The sequence below is a fragment of the Ralstonia flatus genome (genome assembly GCF_958439105.1).
GTDB lineage: Bacteria > Pseudomonadota > Gammaproteobacteria > Burkholderiales > Burkholderiaceae > Ralstonia > Ralstonia flatus.
Window position 1 is genome coordinate 119933 of sequence record NZ_CAUDLI010000008.1, and the last position, 17557, is coordinate 137489.

Below are 17557 nucleotides of genomic sequence, written 5' to 3' on the forward strand. Positions count from 1 at the left end.
AAGGGGTTACGTGAATTTCACGTGACCCCTTGTGCTTTCTGGGCGTTGAAAAGTACATTTTCGGTACAGTCAGCTCTCAGAACAGGTACATGGCGACCATCGTTAAGACGCCTTCCGGCACGTGGAAGGCGGTCATTCGCAAGCTCGGCTGGCCGACTACGGCCAAGACCTTCCGCACCAAACGCGACGCCGAGGACTGGGCGCGCCGGACGGAAGACGAGATGGTCCGAGGTGTGTACGTATGTCGTGCGCCGTCCGAGAAGCTGACCGTCGCCGGCGCGCTGAAGCGCTACATGGAAGAGGTCTCGGTAACGAAGAAGCCGACTACCCAACGTAGCGAACGATTCACAGCCCAGCACCTGGAGGCGTTCTTCGGGAAGTACTCGATGGCGGCCGTCAGTGCTGACCTGGTCGCCAAGTACCGCGATGAGCGCTTGGCGGCAGGTAAGTCGAACAATACGGTGCGCATCGAGCTGGCGATGCTGGGGCATCTGTTTCGAATTGCGATTCAGGAGTGGGGAATCGGGCTGACATTCAATCCGGTCGCGAATATTCGCAAACCTAGTCCCGGCGCCGGCCGCGATCGGCGCCTGAGCCAAGAAGAGCAGGAGCGCCTTTTCGCGGCGGCAGCCGCCCACAGCAATCCAATGCTGGGGTGGATTGTGGGGCTAGCTGTCGAAACAGGCATGCGCTCGTCAGAGATCACTGGCGTGCGGCGCTCTCAAGTAGACCTGGATCGACGGGTCGTTACCCTCAAGGACACAAAGAACGGCTCCGGGCGTGTCGTGCCATTGACACGTAGGGCAGCCGACATCCTGCGTTCAGCACTCGACAACCCAATACGGCCGATTGATACAGACTTGGTGTTCTTTGGGGAGCCCGGGCGAGATGGGAAGCGCAAACCGTATGTGTTTCAGAAGCTGTGGGCGGGTATCGTGCAGGACCTTGGCCTGGCCGACCTGCATTTCCACGATTTACGACATGAGGCAGTTAGTCGGCTCGTCGAGGCGGGGTTGAGCGACCAAGAGGTCGCCACGATTAGCGGGCACAAGTCCATGCAGATGTTGAAGCGTTATACCCACCTACGGGCCGAGGATCTAGTAGCCAAGTTGGACAAGCTGCAGGCGTAGAAACCGACCGGGCGTCGATGACCAGTCAACGCGTCCTTCTCACAAGATCGAGCGTGCGGGAAATCAATGCCATCAAAGCAAGTCAACGGAACATCATTTGCACAGATGCCTGCTGCACCCAGCTTTGCACATCGTCAAACCTCGGGGGCTGTTTCAGCCCCGCCATGACGGACAGATCGCTCTCCATCGCTCGCTCTTCGTAGTCTGTTCGCCATGAGGTCAGCAGCAAACCGCATAAGCCGCGATTAAGCAGGAAGCGCCCGGGCGGAATCCAAGACAAGCGTTCGTCGGAGGCAATCCTGCGCTCTGCGTATCCGAATGCCAACGCCATCTCGACGCGTGCGAGGGCGTTATCGAATGCATCCGCCTCACGTAGTTCGTGTTTCGATACTGGCCGGAGGATGTCGGCCACCAACTCCGACCCAGGCAGGTGCATATTTTCATAGCCTGTCAGGGACTTGAAGCGACCGGATCCTCCATCAGTAATCACCGTCGAGATATTCAACGCGTCGCCTAGCGTCAATTCGCCGTTGTACCCGAAATCGACGGTCTTGCTGGCGAGCTGCCCGAACAGCGCAGGGCGATGTCCGACCACGGTGCCAAGGCAGAACGCATAAAATGCCAACGTCGCCGGAAATGAGCGCAGATCAATCAGGCTCGTCGAACCGGAGATGCCACGTCTACGATTGCCCAAAGCTGCAATGAATTCAATCCAGGGGCGTGCCTGCTCATCGCTGCTCCACATCCCGGCTGTGTAGGCCAGGGGCAATAACGGCTCTACGGCTGCGCGATACTGCGCTGCTTGGCGTGCAAATTCCTCGGGCGACCAAGATTGGACTCCGAATGTTAAACGGGCTAGCCGATCCCACACTCGATTGAACTCACCGGTGAGGAGATCGTGGAGGCGGATCTGGTGGCGTGGCTCAGGCAGATACTCCTTGAGCATTGCTACTGCGATGTCCGCAGAAAGCGGGTGAGGTTGATTTAGCGCCTCGATGGCCTGTACACGCTGCTCCAGTGCGTCAAAGAAACTGTCGGCACCGTCAATCTGGACGATCCGCGCGCTGCGACGATCGATAAGCGCCTGCGCAGCTACGGTCGGCGTCCCTCTTGCTGCCCAATACATGGGGAAGCGCCGTGAGGGCGCACGATCTATCGCTGCCTTCAGCGCAACATCCCACTCGCCGGACCATCCGCATACGACCAGGCCGAACTGATCAAGCACTTGGTCCAGCATTTGGTCTAGAGCTGGCTCGTAGGCTGAGAGTTCGCCCAGGGTATTACGAATGCGTGTATCCAAATAATCGCCATGTAGCTTGATGATGGTCGGGCCAGCATGAACCAAGGGTAGCGCGCCAGACACGTGATCTGCTGAGGCAATCACGGTTGCGTTGATACCTAGCTCAGACAAGGCCTGTTCAAGTAGCTGGTCGAAGTTGGTTGTCAGTACTACGCGCACATAGCCCTTAGCGATCAGATTCGCGATTGCACGATGCGCCGCCGTCGGAAGCTTTTCGCCACGGGCTCTCTCTTCGCTGCTAGGCTCGATGTATGGCCGAATGACTTGATGTCGCAGGGTCGGCGTCGTAGCGAGAAGATCAAGCAGTTCCGAGTAGTCAGGTTCCTTGGCAAAGGTCGAGGCGTACCAGTCTGCCGGATTTTGGCCCGGGTCCTCGCCCCTCAGGGCCGCAACACGGCGCACCAGATCCAAGGTGATATCCCAGCCAGTAGGGATCTTTGCCGCGCGCGATACGCCTGAGCCGAGTAGAAGCGCAAACATGCCCTTTCCAGCTTGCATTTCGAATGCGATTGCGCTCACGGGATCAAGCATGTGTTTCTCCAAGTGGTGACTGTGGGAGCATGGTCAAAGCGCAGGCTTGTACACGAGTTTGATTAGGCGATCGCACTTGCTTCCGATACGAACGGGGCGTCAAATCGGTAGTCGGCGGGAATGGATTGAAGGGCCTTCGAAACAGCCTGCCGGCTCTTTAGACCTAGCTTCTCTGCCACTTGTGGTTGGCTCATGCCTGCTGACAGGAGGACCACCATTTCCTTCTTGCGGTCTGACATTCGCTGATCCACTAGTTTGCGAGCTTCCCTGCGAAGCAGTAGCTCCAAGTCGGTGTGCGTGTTTCCTGCCTCCCCATCGTCAACTGCAAGGCCTTTGCGGATCGACAGTTGCCGAAAGAACTCGTCCACGGATGGGGCGGTTGATCCCTCGCGTGCAGTTGCAGGGCGACCCCAGTATTGGCGCTCAAGTCGATTCAGCTCGGTTTCGAACGTCTGCTGGCTTCTTCTTGCGCGCTTGTAATTAGCCCTGGCCATAGTCGAGCCACTTTTTTCCGGACTATGGATGCTGCAATACGTTGAGCTAAGCCGACGAGCCTCTCCTGCAGGACAGGCGTCGCCAACGGTGGCAACGTGTGCGGCAAGCTCTGTTTGCCGTTCGCAGGCACGACATGTTTTCATGTCGTCCAGCAAATCAACCTTGCCAAATTTCCCCAAGGCTCTCTGTCTTGGCTTCTTCCCACGGCATCGAATCGCCATCTCTCGAAGAGTGTCTAGCGATGGCTGTAGTTGGTCGAATTCGCGGCCGCTGTATTTCGTCAGCACAGCGCGAGCTACTTCGTGGACGAACTGGTCTAGTGCATCAAATCCGAGTTTATGCGCTATCGAACTGAGTGGGCTCGTTCCCGTTAGACCGGATTCTTCCCTTTGCCTAGTGCGAATCATCATCTTGAGCCGAAACCGCATCCACGCAAGCACTAGGATGTCTTGGCTTAGGGCAGGGTGTCGGTGGCAGAGGGCAGACCAGGCGGGATCGATCAGCTCGCGCAGCAACTTGAAGATCGGATATCCGCGCGACTGAGCTGAGTACGGCCCCCATGCAATACACAAGGCAGCCAAAGCCTGCTCAAGTTGCGGATCGCATCCGCTCCAAATCTTGATCGGTGCAACAGCGGTCATGTCAACCAAATTGGGAACCTTATAGGCTGAATCCTAAGGCTCGCGGCCGCATCCTTCAAGCAAACGTAGCCTAATTGAAGGAAGCAGACGGTATGCAAATCGAAGAGATGCTGACAAAGCTGTACGGCCCCATGCTAACCGTTGCCCAGCTTGCGAAGGTGTTGGACCGCTCTACCAAAGGGCTGACCATCAGCCTTCTTCGCGCGGACTCTGACTGGGCGAGAGCTATCAACGCGGCCAAGTTGAAAATAGGCCGCCGCGTTTACTTCCGTACGCCCGACATCGCAAGGTTCTTAAGCGGAGAGTGAGGCAGGCTTTATGTCGGCGCTCATTCAAGCCCTAGAACGGGCTCAAGCTAGGGCGGCGCAAGCACAGGCTCGTGTCGGATCTAACTCGCTGCCAGGTCCAAAACCGATTCACGGCCTCAACGACGAGCTGGCCGAGCACTTGCGCGAGAAGAGTAAGCGGCGTAGCTCGGATCAGGTGTCCAATGTCCGGAGGCCACCAACTGGCGACCAGCAGGCGGATTTCTTTGTGCCTGCGCTCTATGACATCGGAACCAAGGACAGCCGCAGCATCATGGATGTTGCGGTGTATCGGCTGTCAAAGAACAAGACGCGCGCAGGCGAGGTAATTCACTACGTCTTGCCAGATGGCCATGTGACTGTCTCTGCCGGTCCAGCCGGTATGGCCTCAGTCTGGGACTACGACCTGGTGATCATGGCCGTTTCTCACTTAACCGAAGCAATGAATCGGCATCATGACCGAAGGGCTGACAAGCCGGGTCGTGTCTTTCGGCCGCACGTTGCCGATGTACTCAAATTCGTTCGGCGGTCAGATGGCGGAAAGCAGAAAGACGACCTCGTAGAAACGTGCATCCGGCTCAACACGACCCATGTGGCAGTCCAGAGGACAAAGAAGACTCGCAATGGCCGAATGGTCACGGTGTCAGAGGGAGAACCACTGATCAGCAGGTACAAGGTCATCGCGAACGCAAACGGCAAGCCAGAGTACCTTGAGATCGAGCTGGCCGACTGGATGTACAGAGAAATCGTGGAGGGGAGGAATCCGGATGTATTAACCGTTCACCCAGACTACTTCCTGATTGATCCGGGTATTGGCCGGTTTATCTATCGACTGGCTCGGCGAGCAGCAGGCAAGGGAGAGGCTACTTGGTCGTTTCAGTTGCTGTTTGAGCGAAGCGGTAGCAGTGGGACGCTCAAGGAGTTCTCACGGGGCCTGCGTCGTGTCATTGAGGCCAATGACCTCCCTGAGTACCTCCTGAGAGAGGGGCTCGGCCAGATCGGTCCAGTGCTAGTCATGACGCACCGTGATTCGATTGGCCGCGACGGTCAAATTGTATAAGTCGGGACGTCATCGAGAAGACGCCGTCAGATCCAGCGAAGGCTGTTCAACCATGCAGGTGGCGAAAGTCGGCACTCGACCCTTCTCTGCCGTATGACTTCTGTGGATCGAATGACCGTAATCCCCAGTTGATCGGCCATCGAAATTAGTCTGGTCGCGCCAAACCACTCCAGGGATATGCGCTAGAACAGGCGGCCCAAGAATGGCCCTAAGCTCAGCGAGATGCAGTGGTTCCTCCAAATGCGACGGGCCTGCAAGACAGCCCAATGCCGAGTAGCAACGGCCGCTGGGCAAGTAGCCTTGGCAGGCGGAAATCCTGACGGGAAGCTGTGGAATACGGACGCTTAAACGCCTTCATCGCTGCAACCAACCGCGAAGCCGGGACTTCTACAGCTTCGCCAGCGCTCACGACGGCCAAGCTTCGTTTTGCTCACAACTCATATGTGACGAATTAGATCCCATCATTCGCAGCGTTGTTTTCCGCATCACGCGACCCGCCAGCAGCTGCAGCTTCCACCACCGCTCCATCAAACGCTGCCCACCGTGTCCAGCGCGTACGTCGCCGCGCTGCCCCAACTGGGCTCATCTCATGCCGAACGCTGCACTCGCCCACGCGACCCCTATTCGGGTTGATCCCAATCAAATTTTTTTGTTAGAGTAACTAGATATCTAATATAATTGGCCAACACGAGTTGAGGAAGGCGACCCACCGCCTGGAGACAGATATGCTGACCCATGAAGAGAATGAACTGTTGTGCCGAGTAGAAGGCGATGCCCCGATGGGGAAGCTGATGCGCCAGCACTGGACCCCTGTTTGCTTGATTGAAGAAGTCAGCGAACCGGACGGCGCGCCGGTCAAGGCTCGCGTTTTTGGTGAAGACCTGGTCGTGTTCCGCGACAACGAAGGGCGCGTCGGCGTGATGGACGAATACTGCCCGCACCGCCGGGCATCGCTTGTGTACGGCCGTAACGAAGACGGTGGCCTGCGCTGTCTGTACCACGGCTGGAAGTTCGACGTGCTGGGCAATGTGCTGGAAATGGTGTCCGAGCCGGCCGCCAGCGGCATGACCGAGAAGGTCAAGCACAAGGCCTACCCTTCGAAGGAATGGGGTGGCATGGTCTGGGCGTACATGGGTCCGCAGGACGCCATTCCCGAATTCGTCGCACCCGCCTGGGCACCGATCGCTGACACCCGCGTCAGCATCGCCAAGGCGCTGCTGCCCTGCAACTGGGCACAGGTTCTTGAAGGCGCGATCGATTCCGCACACAGCTCAAGCCTGCACTCGTCCGACTTCGTGCCGGCACGCGTCGGCAGCGCCGAGGCAACGTCGAAGAACTGGCTGCGCCCGTCCACCGACAAAGCTCCGCGCCTGCAGGTTGAACGCACCGAATATGGTTTCCGCTACGCTGCGCTGCGTCGCCCGATCTTCAACGCCAACACGCACGACTACGTGCGTTCGACGGTGTTCGTTGCGCCCGGCACGGTGCTGATCCCCCCCAACAACCTGTATAACGTCGCCAATATCAATGTGCCGATGGACGACACGAATACTGCGTTCTACTTCATCGCGTGGGGCGATCCGGAGACGACGCCGGAAACCGAAACCTGGCGCAAATTCCTCCGTCAACAGATTGGCCCGGACCTGGACGAACGCTACCGTCCACTGCGCAATCACGAGAACCGTTTCTGGCAAGACCGCCAAGCCATGAAGGCTGGCAATTTCACCGGCATCACGGGCTTCCCGAATCAGGACATCGCCATGTGGGTCACGATGGGGCCGATTGCCAATCGCTCGGACGAGCGCCTGGGCGCAAGCGATCTCGCCATTGTCGAATTCCGTCGCCGCATGCTCGATGCTATCGCGGAATTCGAGCAGGACGCCGAAGCCATCGGTACCGGTGCAAAGGCGATCCCGCAAACGGTCTGTTCGTATCAGGCTGTGGTGCCGAAGGAAACCGACTGGCGCGCCTACGCCGCCCGCTATGTCAGCGCGAAGCATGCCCTGCCGGAAGATGAGCCCACTCCGCTCGCGACCGACTATCAGGTCAGGCAATAAGCGATGAAGCCGGCCATGGAACAGCGCCGTCTGCGCATCGGGGTAGCGGGGCTGGGGCGAGCGTTTTCGCTCATGCTGCCCACCTTCCTTCAAGACCCGAGGGTGCAACTCGTCGCCGCGTGCGACCCGCGCCAGGAAGCACTGCAGCAGTTCGCCGCCGATTTCGGCGCTCGGACCTACGCAGACGTACTTGACCTGGCTGGCGACCCCGCTGTGGAGATTATCTACGTGGCCAGCCCCCATCAGTTTCACGCGCAGCACACCGAAATTGCCGCAGCCAACGGCAAGCACGTGCTGGTCGAGAAACCGATGGCGCTCAACGCGGCCGACTGCGATCGTATGATCGCAGCGTGCCGGGCTGCAAACGTGCATCTGATCGTCGGGCATTGCCATAGCTTCGATACGCCATACCTGCGCACGCGCAACCTGATCCGCTCGGGCGATTTCGGTGCGGTGAAGATGATCCAGGCATTCAACTACACCGACTATCTATACCGGCCGCGCCGTCCAGAAGAGCTGATGACGGCCGAAGGTGGCGGCGCCGTATTCAGCCAGGCCGCGCATCAGGTCGATATCGTGCGGATGCTCGCGGGCTCGCGCGCGACGCGCCTGCGCGCGAGCGTCGGCCGGTGGGATTCGAAGCGCCCCACCGAAGGCGCGTATTCGGCACTGATCTGGTTCGAGAATGGCGCCTATGCTTCGCTGTCGTACAGCGGGTATGGCCACTTCAACAGCGACGAGTGGATGAACTGGATCGGCGAGATGGGTGACCAGGCAAATCCTGATGCCTACGGTGCCGCCCGGAGGCGGCTGGCGACCATCGCCTCATCGAATGATGAAGCGCAGCTCAAGGCGGCCGGCACGTATGGCGGTGCCGCATACAAGCCGCCCTCGACCGCAGCAGACGAGCCGGCACGCCGGCATCAGCATTTTGGCCCCGTAATCGTGGCGTGCGAACGCGCCGACCTGCGTCCCATGCCTGATTCCATCATCGTGTACGGTGACCGGCAACGGGAGACTTTGCCGCTTGAGCTCCCCACCGTGCCGCGCGGAGAAGTGATCGACGAACTCTTCGAGGCCGTCATCGCGGGGCAGGCGCCTCTTCATGATGGTGAGTGGGCAAAGGGCACGCTCGAGATTTGCATCGCCATCTTGGAATCGAGCGAATCGGGCAAGGACGTATCGCTTTAACCCTCGCCAGAAAGCAATGAGCCCTCGCTATCGCGAGGGCTCTTTTTTTGCGGCACGGCGGGGCGTCCGACGAGGACTGCCCACAAGCGCACACTACGCGCCCAACGCCTCGACCCGTAGCGAAAAATCCACCGCCCTGACATGCTTTGTGAGCCCGCCAACGGAGATGCGGTCCACGCCCGTTTCCGCAATGGCACGCAGCGTTTCCTGCGTCACGCCGCCTGACACCTCTAGGCTGGCGCGCCCGTTGTTGATTCGCACCGCCTCCCGCATTTGCTCCAGCGAGAAGTTATCAAGCAGGATTGCGCCGGCGTCTGCGGAGAGTGCTTGCGCCAGTTCATCCAGCGTCTCGACCTCCACCTGTACCGGCACACCCGCACCAAGTACCTGCGCGGCGCGCACCGTCGGTGCAATGCCACCACCTGCTGCGATGTGGTTCTCCTTGATCAGGATCCCGTCATAGAGGCCTCGTCGATGGTTCTCGCCGCCACCGACGCGCACCGCGTATTTTTGCGCTAGGCGCAGTCCGGGCAAGGTCTTTCGGGTATCGAGAATCCGCGCCCTTGTGCCCTTGACGATCTCCACCAGGGCGTGCGTCGCCGTGGCGACGCCCGACAGCAGTTGAATGAAATTGAGCGCCGTACGTTCCGCGGTCAGAATGCCGCGTGCCGGCCCGGTGAGCTGGCACACCGCCTGCCCTTCGCGCATCCATTCGCCTTCACCCAAGAACCATTTGACCGTGATGCCGGACTCACACTGCCTCAGGGTTTCTTCAAACCATGGCCTGCCACACAGCAGCGCAGGTTCACGCACCGTGAGGACAGCCTCGGCCGAGGCGGCCGGATCGACGAGCTGGGACGTCCAGTCGATATTGCCAACATCTTCCGCGAGCGCTTCGCAGACATTGCGCGTCATTGCCGCGCGGGTTGCCACATCCATTTTGAAAGGTCCGATTTTGAGCGGAAAAACGCGTGAGATTGGCAGCGGCAGCACAGGTGTGCGCCCCCAATCGATTGAATATGTAAGGAGGGAAAATCTGGCAAAGACCGATGCAGGCCGCACTGTTCAGCGACTTTCTTACTCCTCGCCGCGCGCGGCGATCAGGCTGCCCATTTCCCGCGTCGAGGGGATCCGCAGCGCCGGATCATCGGTCTCGGCTTCGTCGCGGGCCATGTTTTCGATGATCGTCAAGAGCACCTTGCGCGCAACGTTAATCTCCGTGGCCTTCAAGCCCCTGACGCTGATCTCGTTGACTTCTTCAGCCAGTGGAACGAGCTTGTTTTTCAGGCTGCGGCCGCGAGCCGTGAGATACACATGCGTGTTCTTGCGATTGCCCGGGGCATAGTGACGCTCGACGTAGCCGAGCTTTTCCATTGCGGACACCGCGCTGAAAGTGGTCGGCGTGGTGGTCCCGGCCTCGTCGCTGAGTTCCTTCTGCGTGAGACCGTCGGTAACCCACAGGATGCGCAGGAACGCCCAGTGACCGAATGAGACCTCATGCTGAGCCAGCCGCATCTGCAGCCCGCGCACCATCGCGCGCGCCGCATCCTTAACCAAGTGGGCAAGACGATCATCCGGGACGGCCTCATGCCAGTGCCGCAGGATGGGATTCTCTTTGGAAGCCTTTGCCCTGCCCGAAGAACGTGTTGCAGCCATGCTTTCCTCGCCGTGACCATCACCAAAATGGTTCACATCATAGCGTGTTCAACAGTGCGCGTGCCGCCTGATGGCGGCACACCGAAGCCCTGAAAGTTCAGAAGAGATGACGAATGCCGATCGTCACGCCCGCCTGGTCCATACCGGCAACCACGTCCACGCCGGTACCGCGAAGGCCGACATTGGTCGTTGACCGGTTGGCAACGTACGCGCCCTCTGCATACACGTCCGTGCGCTTCGACAACGCGTAGTCGACCAGCAATGCCCCCATCGTCGGACCGCCGTTGGAATCGCGGAAGTGCGTGTGGTAGACACTGGCTGAAATCGACAGCGGCGCGGTGACCTGCCAAGCCATGCCCGCCCAGTACAGCAGCGAACTCGGCGGCGCATCCGTATTGCGCGTGTTCAACCAGCGCAGACCCGCCAGCGCCTTGAGCGGGCCGATCTGGTACGACAGGCCCAGTAACGTGCGCTGCTGAGTGTGGCTTTGCGTGGCGATTGAGGTGCCCTGCAATTGATCATAGGTCACGCCGACGCTGAACGGACCCTGGTCGTACAGGATCGCTGCGCTCATTTCGCGCCCCACCTTTGTCGCGCCTGGTACCTCGCCGCCGTTCTGAATGGCCGCATCGTAGCCGGTGCTATACAACGCTGCAAACGTCACACCGCCCAGATTCACGCCGTAGCGCAGGGAGTTGTCCGCGCGATTCACGAACTGGCTGTCCATGCTCTGTGCGGAATAGCTTGGATTGAACGTTAGCGGGTCATACTTGAACATCAGCTCATAGAGTAGATTCTGGTGACGCCCCGCCGTCAGCGTACCGGCCGGCGTGGCGATACCAACGAAAGCCTTGCGACCGAAGAGCCGCCCACCCTGCCCGAGCGTGCCGGTATCCGAGTTGAAGCCACCCTCGAGCGTCATCACTGCCTTGTAGCCGCCGCCGAGGTCCTCCGAGCCCTTGAGCCCCCAGCGCGATCCGGCGAGGTTACCGGACTGCTCGCGCACCACCGAGCCTTTGCTGGCACCCTGCGCCACGCGGTTGACGTATTCCACGCCCGTATCGACGATGCCGTAAAGGGTTACCGAACTTTGCGCATGGGCTGCCGTCCCGGCGAGCGCCAGCAGCGCGCCACCGGCGCGCGCGATGATTTGTCTCGTCATTTTGATTTGTCTGGTCACTATTTTCGTAGTTCTGGTGGGCGCTGTCCCGCCCCCTTGGTGTTCCCCGCGCATCTGCCTCCTGCCAGATGCGCGACTGGCATCACTACCTGCTGCGGGATTCAGATCTTGAAGCTTTCCAGGCTGGCCGGATGGAACAACTCGGTCGGCTGAAGGCGTCGGCTCGACAGCCCCTCGGCGTAGTGCTGCGCCAGGAAGCGGTCGATCACGTGCTCGTTGTTGGCGAATCCGTACGACCAGAAATCGTGGCCCATCAAGCGGCGCGCGTTGCGCAGCTGGTCTTCGATGAACGGCAGCGTGACCTTGGTAGCCGACGTGTCGCTCAAACGTGCAAGCGCGACTTCCTTAGAATGCTCGAACGCCTTCACGATGGCGCCGGGCAGCCACGGGTGCTGTTCGGCCAGTGTCTTGCGGATGCCGAGTGTGTGCATGATCGGGAACAATTTGCGGCGCTCGTACCATTGCGCCGCGCTCTTTTGCGGGTCATCGAAGAGATACTTGACCTGCGGATGCCCGCGGTCGAAGCACGACGGTGCCCGCGGCCCGATCACCCCATCGATCTCCCCTTCGGCCAGCAGATTCGAGATCGTCTTGCCTTCCGGAGCGTTTTCCAGCGTGACGCCTTCCGGCAGCTTCAGTGAGATCTTCTCCACGCGTGTCGGATCTTCGTAACCACCGCGTATCCAGTGGATGTCCGACGCTTTCACACCGTACTCCTCTTCGAGGAACATGCGGACCCACACGTTCGCCGTGAGTTGGTATTCCGGCACGCCGATGCGCTTTCCCTTCAGGTCTTCCGGCCGGTTGATGCCCCGATCCGCACGCACATAGATCGAGCTGTGGCGGAACGCGCGCGATGGGAAAACGGGCACGGCGATGTACGGCGAGGTGCCTGCGGCCGTTTTGACCGAATAGCTGCTGAGCGAAAGCTCGCAAATGTCGTAGTCTGCGTGGCGGAAGGCACGGAAGAAAATCTCTTCCGGGTCCTGCAACATGAACACGGGATCCACGCCATCGATCTGGACGTCGCCGTCGATCAGCGGACGCATCCGGTCATAGTTGCCCACGGCGATGGAAAGTTGAAGCTTGCTCATTGATGTTCCTTTTAAACAATCGAAATCAATCCGCTGCGTTCGTTCTCACGCACCGGATTTCGGCGCCTGCTGCTGACGTGGTACGCCGAGAAGGACCGCAACACCACCAGCGAAGACGAGCACGGCAACCAGCAAGATGCCGGCCGAGAAACTTCCGGTCACGGTCTTTACCCAGCCAAGGACGATCGGGGCGAAGAACGCGCCGACCTGGCCTAGACTGCTGATGACACCGATCCCACCCGCGGCTGCCTCACCCTTGAGGTAGCTCGGCGGAATGGTCCAGATGATTGCCGCGGCGGCGAAATAGCTCAGCGAAACGAGGCTTAGGCACGCGATCGCAGCGGCCGGATTGTGGGTCAGCATCGTCAACATCGTGGCGCCCGCGGCACCCGCTGTCGTCGACAGGAAGAAGTGCCAGCGACGCTCAAGCCGCATATCGGAACTACGCGCAATCAGCAGCATGGCAACGGCGCCGACGATGTATGGCAACGCCGACAGGAGACCAATCTCCAGCATGTTGGAGATGCCGGTCTGCTTGATGATGGTTGGCGTCCAATAGTTCAGGATCGTGCCGCAAATGGGCACCGTGGCCCACCCTGCTGCAATCACATAGACGCGCGGATCGCGCAGCGCAACCATCAGGCGGCTCGGAGCGCTGTCAGGTTTCTGGCGATGTTCTTCCTCCAGGGCTGCCACAACGAGCCGCTTCTGCGCGGCAGTCAGCCACGTTGCATCCTCCGGTTTGTCGACCAGGTAGAACCAGGCAAACACCCCGGCAAGCACTGCCGGCAGGCCTTCAAGGAACAGCAGCCACTGCCAGTTTCGGAAGCCCCAGACGCCCATGAAATTCTGCAGAATCAGGCCAGAAAGCGGGCCGCCGATGATGCCGGCAGCGGCAATCGCCAGCAGGAATCGCGACGTGATACGGGCGCGACGCTGCGCGGGATACCAGAATGAGAGATAGAGAATGATCCCCGGCCAGAAGCCCGCCTCCGCCGCACCTAGCAACGTGCGGGCGAGGTAGAACTGCCAAGGCGCGTTCATGAAGGCCATGGCGGTGGAGATAGAGCCCCACAGCAGCATGATCCGCGTGACAGTCTTGCGTGCGCCGATGCGCCTGAGCAGCAACGTGCTCGGCACTTCGAGCAGGATGTAGCCGATGAAGAACAGACTCACGCCGAGCCCATATGCGGCGTCGCTGAGTCCCAGGTCCTGCTTCAACTGCAATTGCGCAAAGCTGATATTGACGCGATCCAGATAGTTCAGAACCCAGCAGAGGAACAGGAAGCTCATCAGCCTGAGTGTGATCTTTCGATAGGTCGCCTCAACGGCTACGGAGTCAGTGCTCAGATGCGGGGGCGCATCCGCGTAGGTCAACGTGGAGTCTTTCATTTCCTTGTCTCTGGGGGCGTTTTGTCGACTCGATCACTCAGACCTCCGCGTGGGACGGTGTTTGCTTCTCGTTGTCGAATTTTGATTAGACGTCTAGTTATAAGACTACGAGGCCTTGCCCCCCCTGACAAGTGAGGGTTTATACCGAACCCGCGTTTTCCTTCGCCGATTACATCGCTTGCGTAATTAGATCTCTAGTTATATGATGCGAGCAACCGACTGAAGTCAAAACGAATGAAGTAGACGGAGACAGCATGACCCACCCTGACACCGGCTTGCTGCGTCTGAAGATCGCGCAGAAGGAAAAGATTGCGCGCGACATCTGGCGCTTTGAACTGACCGATCCGCAAGGCGCGCCGCTTCCGCCGTTCGAGGCCGGATCAAATTTGACGGTCGTCGTGCCCAATGGCATGCGCCGCAGCTATTCGCTCTGCAACGATTCGCAGGAAGATCATCGCTACGTCATCGCGGTCAAGCGTGACAGCAACGGTCGTGGCGGTTCCATGAGCCTGATCGACGACACGGCCGCAGGTGATCTGATCGACGTATCCCGGCCCCGAAACGAATTCCCGCTCGACGAACGCGCAAAGTCGTTCATTCTTGTCGCGGGTGGCATTGGTATCACGCCGATGCTCTCAATGGCACGCCAACTGAAGGCGGAGGGCTTGCGGGATTTCAAGCTGTACTACCTGGCCCGCGACCCAGACGGTACGGCTTTCCTGGACGAACTGAGCAGCGACGAGTGGCGCTCGTCGGTGAAGATTCACCACGACCTCGGCGACCCCACCAAATCATTCGACTTCTGGACACTGTTCGAGCGGCCAAAGGCCGCACACATCTACTGCTGCGGCCCGCAGGCGCTGATGGACACGGTGCGTGACATGACCGGGCACTGGCCGTCTGGCACAGTTCACTTTGAGAGCTTCGGCGCCAACAACGCGAACGCGCAGGTGAACACGCCATTCATGGTTCAGCTTAAGCGCACCGGCACGTCGCTGGACATCCCGGCGGATCGCTCGATCCTTGACGTGCTGCGCGCCGCAGACGTGCACGTAGCAAGCTCATGCGAAAGCGGCACCTGCGGATCCTGCCGGACTGCACTGTGCTCAGGCGAGGCGGATCATCGGGACATGGTACTGCGGGACGACGAGAAAGCCACGCAGATCATGGTCTGTGTGTCGCGCGCAAAATCGGCTGAACTGGTACTGGACCTCTGAACCATCTCAAGTTCGGACGCACGAAGCCAACACGAGGACTTGAACATGCGCGACCAGACTCCCTCCCGCACCCCACCCACCCGGGACGCCAGTGCACCAACGCCGGCGAGCGACAACAGTCTCGCCTGGTCTGATGCACGTCTGCTCGGGTTCACGCCCATGGACGACGTGCATGAGGAGTTTTACACGCTTGCACTTAAACTGGTGACCTGCTCGGATGCGAGCGCCGCCGATTCAATCGAGCGATTCGAGCAGCACGCGATCAGCCATTTCGAGCAGGAAGATGAATGGATGCGCTCCACCAACTTCCCCCCGCGCGACTGTCACATCGACGAGCATGCGGCTGTGCTTAAGTCAGTTGGTGAAGTCAAGCAATCCGTGGCACAGGGAAAGGCCGGCGCCGACGTGGTTCGAAATCTAGGGATGGCCCTCTTTGACTGGTTCCCGGGTCATGCAGACTATCTGGATTCCGCGCTGGCAGCCTGGATGACAAAACAGACCATGGGCGGAAAGCCCATCGTGTTGCGCCGCACGCTCGCCTGAATTGGCTCACGGGCTCACCCCCACTTCGGGGGCAGCGCCCTGCGCAGACGTGGAGCTGTTTAGTCCTTCGTCCGCCGGCGAATCATTTAAGTGGTGCCAGCGGCCGAACGTAATGCTACTTCGGCCGTTCGGCAAATGCGTATGGTTGGCTGCTTCCTGGCCGCGAGCTGCCGTCCACGACGTGACTGTCGGTTGTCGCCTGCTGGCCGAACTGAGACCGACGACCGACACCGCTTGTCAAATCAAGTCCAGACTTCTACAGGTCAATCGACCGGTGGGTAATGTACGGATTCCATCCATGCCCCGATGGAGCCAGTTTGAAATCTGCAAAGGGGGCGGTCGTATTCCTAGTTGGGTCTTCACGTTTGAAGGCGCAACCCGTGGATAAGCCCGTACCTTACCCACTGCGATACGTACGTTACCCACCCAAACTCGTACATTGCCCACCGAAGTCCGTACATTGCCCACCGGACCTTTCCGCAGGCCGTTGTTCTATAAGGGGAATTTCACGATTTCCGTGCCTAAAACTATTTAAAACATATTCAAAACTCTAAAACGCCACCGTCTGTGGACAACTAGCGCCATTGCGCGCCGTAGCGCTTTGCTGCAAGAGTTTCCGCAATCTTTCTGCGAACGGCCGAATTGCCGGCGCACCAGAGCACGCACAGTGGCGGGCTCTCCTCATCGATACATATCAGGTCTGGGCGGCCAGTCGTCATCCTCTTCCTCAACAGGTTCAACCGTTCCGGCAGGCGGTTGGGGGCGCTCGCCCTCAACTGCGCTAGCCCGCAGGCGTTTTAATTTGAGCTTGGCCAAAATTCCCAGCGCGTCTTCAAGGCTCAACGCCGTGCCAGCGACTTTCCCATCTTCATAGACATCGAAGCGGATCGCCCCGTCGGGCAAGTCCCTCTCAACAATTGCGCCGTTCGCATGCGTTGTCATTGCGTTCTCCGTGGTCTGGGTCACGCCATTCTAGGCGTAAGTGTCACCCCCCAAGAAAGCAAGAACCCCGCTCAAAGGCGGGGTCAATGGGTGCGGCAACGATAGCGCCCAGGCCGGCTCCAGGGCACCAAGTCTTGTCATGATACAAAGGACGACGCACCACACCCATGACGCGGAGGCATGCCCTTGGTCAACAGAGCCGCTGGGCCTGCAGCACTTTTGCTGCAAAAGATTCCTTCGTCCTTCTTTGCGAAGGTTTTCCGGGTGAGGCCGAGGTTAGCTAAGAAGAGGTTGGGAATGACAACGGTGCGTGCTGGGCTAGGAACGCTTCCAGTGAGCCCGGCCCATGCTCTGCCTCGTATCGTTCAACCAGCGTTGAACGCACTATGAAGGCTTGGATTTGTTGTCCGCCCGGTTCTTGAGCCTCAGGCACATCCTCAGTAATTCTCATCATCAAATCCATTTGGCGAAAATTACATCAGGCGGGCATATACACGCGCGTCTGCCGCCGCAGGGCGCGCTAAGCGCACCGTCCGCGCAGCCTACGTAGAGGCCGCGTTTCTCGGCTGCTTTTTTGGCTTCGCACAATAGCGTGTCGGGATGGGGATGGTGCCTCATCCATATTAAAGATTCATACGTGAGCTTCTAGGGGAGTCCGAGCAAGGCCAAGGGCCGGAGCGTTCGAGACCTTGCTCAGAATGTTACGCCTTGATGCCGAGAGTTAGCTCCAGCAAGGGAACCACGGCAATTTGAGGGCATTGATCAGACAGACTGCTCACTGACAACTTGGACCGGACGCGACTGATATGTGAGCTGTTTTGGG

The 17557-nt window shown here is 59.4% G+C and carries 15 protein-coding genes; 7 read left to right on the plus strand and 8 right to left on the minus strand.

The genetic code is table 11. The features are described 5' to 3' along the window. The first annotated feature begins 89 nt into the window (after positions 1-89). Positions 90-1130, plus strand: a complete 1041-nt coding sequence (locus tag R2676_RS18330) for a tyrosine-type recombinase/integrase (protein ID WP_316857406.1) — start codon at positions 90-92, stop codon at positions 1128-1130. Positions 1131-1212: 82 nt separating this feature from the next. Here the strand turns inward: R2676_RS18330 and R2676_RS18335 are convergent, their stop codons facing one another. Together R2676_RS18335 and R2676_RS18340 are read right to left on the minus strand one after the other, a co-directional pair. Beyond that, the gene (locus R2676_RS18335) at positions 1213-2961 is read right to left on the minus strand and encodes an SIR2 family protein (RefSeq protein WP_316857405.1); all 1749 of its coding nucleotides are present in this window, start codon (positions 2959-2961) and stop codon (positions 1213-1215) included. 62 nt (positions 2962-3023) lie between these two features. Beyond that, positions 3024-4097 carry a hypothetical protein gene (locus R2676_RS18340; protein ID WP_316857404.1) on the minus strand — a complete coding sequence of 358 codons (1074 nt, stop codon included), beginning with the start codon at positions 4095-4097 and terminating at the stop codon, positions 3024-3026. Between the two features lie 92 nt (positions 4098-4189). On the opposite strand from R2676_RS18340, the gene R2676_RS18345 reads away from it, so the two are divergent. From R2676_RS18345 to R2676_RS18360, 4 genes are all read left to right on the plus strand, one after another. After that, on the plus strand, positions 4190-4405 hold the full coding sequence (locus R2676_RS18345) for a DNA-binding protein (protein ID WP_316857402.1): 216 nt from the start codon (positions 4190-4192) through the stop codon (positions 4403-4405). 10 nt (positions 4406-4415) lie between these two features. Then, positions 4416-5462: a replication initiator protein A gene (locus R2676_RS18350; RefSeq protein WP_316857401.1), complete on the plus strand. Its 1047-nt coding sequence runs from the start codon at positions 4416-4418 to the stop codon at positions 5460-5462. Positions 5463-6187: 725 nt separating this feature from the next. Next, positions 6188-7519, plus strand: coding sequence for a Rieske 2Fe-2S domain-containing protein (locus tag R2676_RS18355; RefSeq protein WP_316857400.1), 1332 nt, complete (start codon positions 6188-6190; stop codon positions 7517-7519). 15 nt (positions 7520-7534) lie between these two features. After that, the gene (locus tag R2676_RS18360) at positions 7535-8710 is read left to right on the plus strand and encodes a Gfo/Idh/MocA family protein (protein WP_316857399.1); all 1176 of its coding nucleotides are present in this window, start codon (positions 7535-7537) and stop codon (positions 8708-8710) included. 93 nt (positions 8711-8803) lie between these two features. Here R2676_RS18360 and nadC read toward each other — a convergent pair whose 3' ends face one another. The 5 genes from nadC to R2676_RS18385 all read right to left on the minus strand — a co-directional run bounded on the left by nadC (position 8804) and on the right by R2676_RS18385 (position 14032). Further along, a complete protein-coding gene (gene nadC / locus R2676_RS18365; RefSeq protein WP_316887274.1) occupies positions 8804-9649 on the minus strand; it encodes a carboxylating nicotinate-nucleotide diphosphorylase in 846 nt (281 codons plus the stop codon). Between the two features lie 138 nt (positions 9650-9787). Then, positions 9788-10366 carry a MarR family winged helix-turn-helix transcriptional regulator gene (locus tag R2676_RS18370; protein WP_316887276.1) on the minus strand — a complete coding sequence of 193 codons (579 nt, stop codon included), beginning with the start codon at positions 10364-10366 and terminating at the stop codon, positions 9788-9790. Between the two features lie 97 nt (positions 10367-10463). Further along, entirely contained in the window at positions 10464-11528 is a 1065-nt protein-coding gene (locus R2676_RS18375; protein ID WP_316857425.1) for a porin, read from the minus strand. Between the two features lie 119 nt (positions 11529-11647). Next, the gene (locus R2676_RS18380; RefSeq protein ID WP_316857396.1) at positions 11648-12640 is read right to left on the minus strand and encodes a PhnD/SsuA/transferrin family substrate-binding protein; all 993 of its coding nucleotides are present in this window, start codon (positions 12638-12640) and stop codon (positions 11648-11650) included. Positions 12641-12685: 45 nt separating this feature from the next. Further along, complete coding sequence (locus R2676_RS18385; RefSeq protein WP_316857395.1) at positions 12686-14032, minus strand: MFS transporter; 1347 nt, start codon at positions 14030-14032, stop codon at positions 12686-12688. Positions 14033-14286: 254 nt separating this feature from the next. Between R2676_RS18385 and R2676_RS18390 the strand changes: the two genes are divergently transcribed. Together R2676_RS18390 and R2676_RS18395 are read left to right on the plus strand one after the other, a co-directional pair. After that, positions 14287-15249 (plus strand): PDR/VanB family oxidoreductase, encoded by a 963-nt coding sequence (locus R2676_RS18390; RefSeq protein ID WP_316857394.1) that lies wholly within the window; start codon positions 14287-14289, stop codon positions 15247-15249. Positions 15250-15294: 45 nt separating this feature from the next. Then, positions 15295-15792, plus strand: coding sequence for a bacteriohemerythrin (locus R2676_RS18395; RefSeq protein ID WP_316857393.1), 498 nt, complete (start codon positions 15295-15297; stop codon positions 15790-15792). Between the two features lie 681 nt (positions 15793-16473). Here R2676_RS18395 and R2676_RS18400 read toward each other — a convergent pair. After that, positions 16474-16734 carry a hypothetical protein gene (locus tag R2676_RS18400; protein WP_316857392.1) on the minus strand — a complete coding sequence of 87 codons (261 nt, stop codon included), beginning with the start codon at positions 16732-16734 and terminating at the stop codon, positions 16474-16476. Positions 16735-17557 lie beyond the last annotated feature (823 nt).

Bases quoted from the DNA above. Each gene is read 5' to 3' on its own strand.
- R2676_RS18350 (WP_316857401.1), top strand. From the start codon at position 4,416: ATGTCGGCGCTCATTCAAGCCCTAGAACGGGCTCAAGCTAGGGCGGCG.
- R2676_RS18340 (WP_316857404.1), bottom strand. From the start codon at position 4,097: ATGACCGCTGTTGCACCGATCAAGATTTGGAGCGGATGCGATCCGCAA.
- R2676_RS18375 (WP_316857425.1), bottom strand. From the start codon at position 11,528: ATGACGAGACAAATCATCGCGCGCGCCGGTGGCGCGCTGCTGGCGCTC.
- R2676_RS18355 (WP_316857400.1), top strand. From the start codon at position 6,188: ATGCTGACCCATGAAGAGAATGAACTGTTGTGCCGAGTAGAAGGCGAT.
- R2676_RS18385 (WP_316857395.1), bottom strand. From the start codon at position 14,032: ATGAAAGACTCCACGTTGACCTACGCGGATGCGCCCCCGCATCTGAGC.
- R2676_RS18400 (WP_316857392.1), bottom strand. From the start codon at position 16,734: ATGACAACGCATGCGAACGGCGCAATTGTTGAGAGGGACTTGCCCGAC.
- R2676_RS18335 (WP_316857405.1), bottom strand. From the start codon at position 2,961: ATGCTTGATCCCGTGAGCGCAATCGCATTCGAAATGCAAGCTGGAAAG.
- R2676_RS18360 (WP_316857399.1), top strand. From the start codon at position 7,535: ATGGAACAGCGCCGTCTGCGCATCGGGGTAGCGGGGCTGGGGCGAGCG.
- R2676_RS18345 (WP_316857402.1), top strand. From the start codon at position 4,190: ATGCAAATCGAAGAGATGCTGACAAAGCTGTACGGCCCCATGCTAACC.
- R2676_RS18370 (WP_316887276.1), bottom strand. From the start codon at position 10,366: ATGGCTGCAACACGTTCTTCGGGCAGGGCAAAGGCTTCCAAAGAGAAT.
- nadC (WP_316887274.1), bottom strand. From the start codon at position 9,649: ATGGATGTGGCAACCCGCGCGGCAATGACGCGCAATGTCTGCGAAGCG.
- R2676_RS18380 (WP_316857396.1), bottom strand. From the start codon at position 12,640: ATGAGCAAGCTTCAACTTTCCATCGCCGTGGGCAACTATGACCGGATG.
- R2676_RS18390 (WP_316857394.1), top strand. From the start codon at position 14,287: ATGACCCACCCTGACACCGGCTTGCTGCGTCTGAAGATCGCGCAGAAG.
- R2676_RS18330 (WP_316857406.1), top strand. From the start codon at position 90: ATGGCGACCATCGTTAAGACGCCTTCCGGCACGTGGAAGGCGGTCATT.
- R2676_RS18395 (WP_316857393.1), top strand. From the start codon at position 15,295: ATGCGCGACCAGACTCCCTCCCGCACCCCACCCACCCGGGACGCCAGT.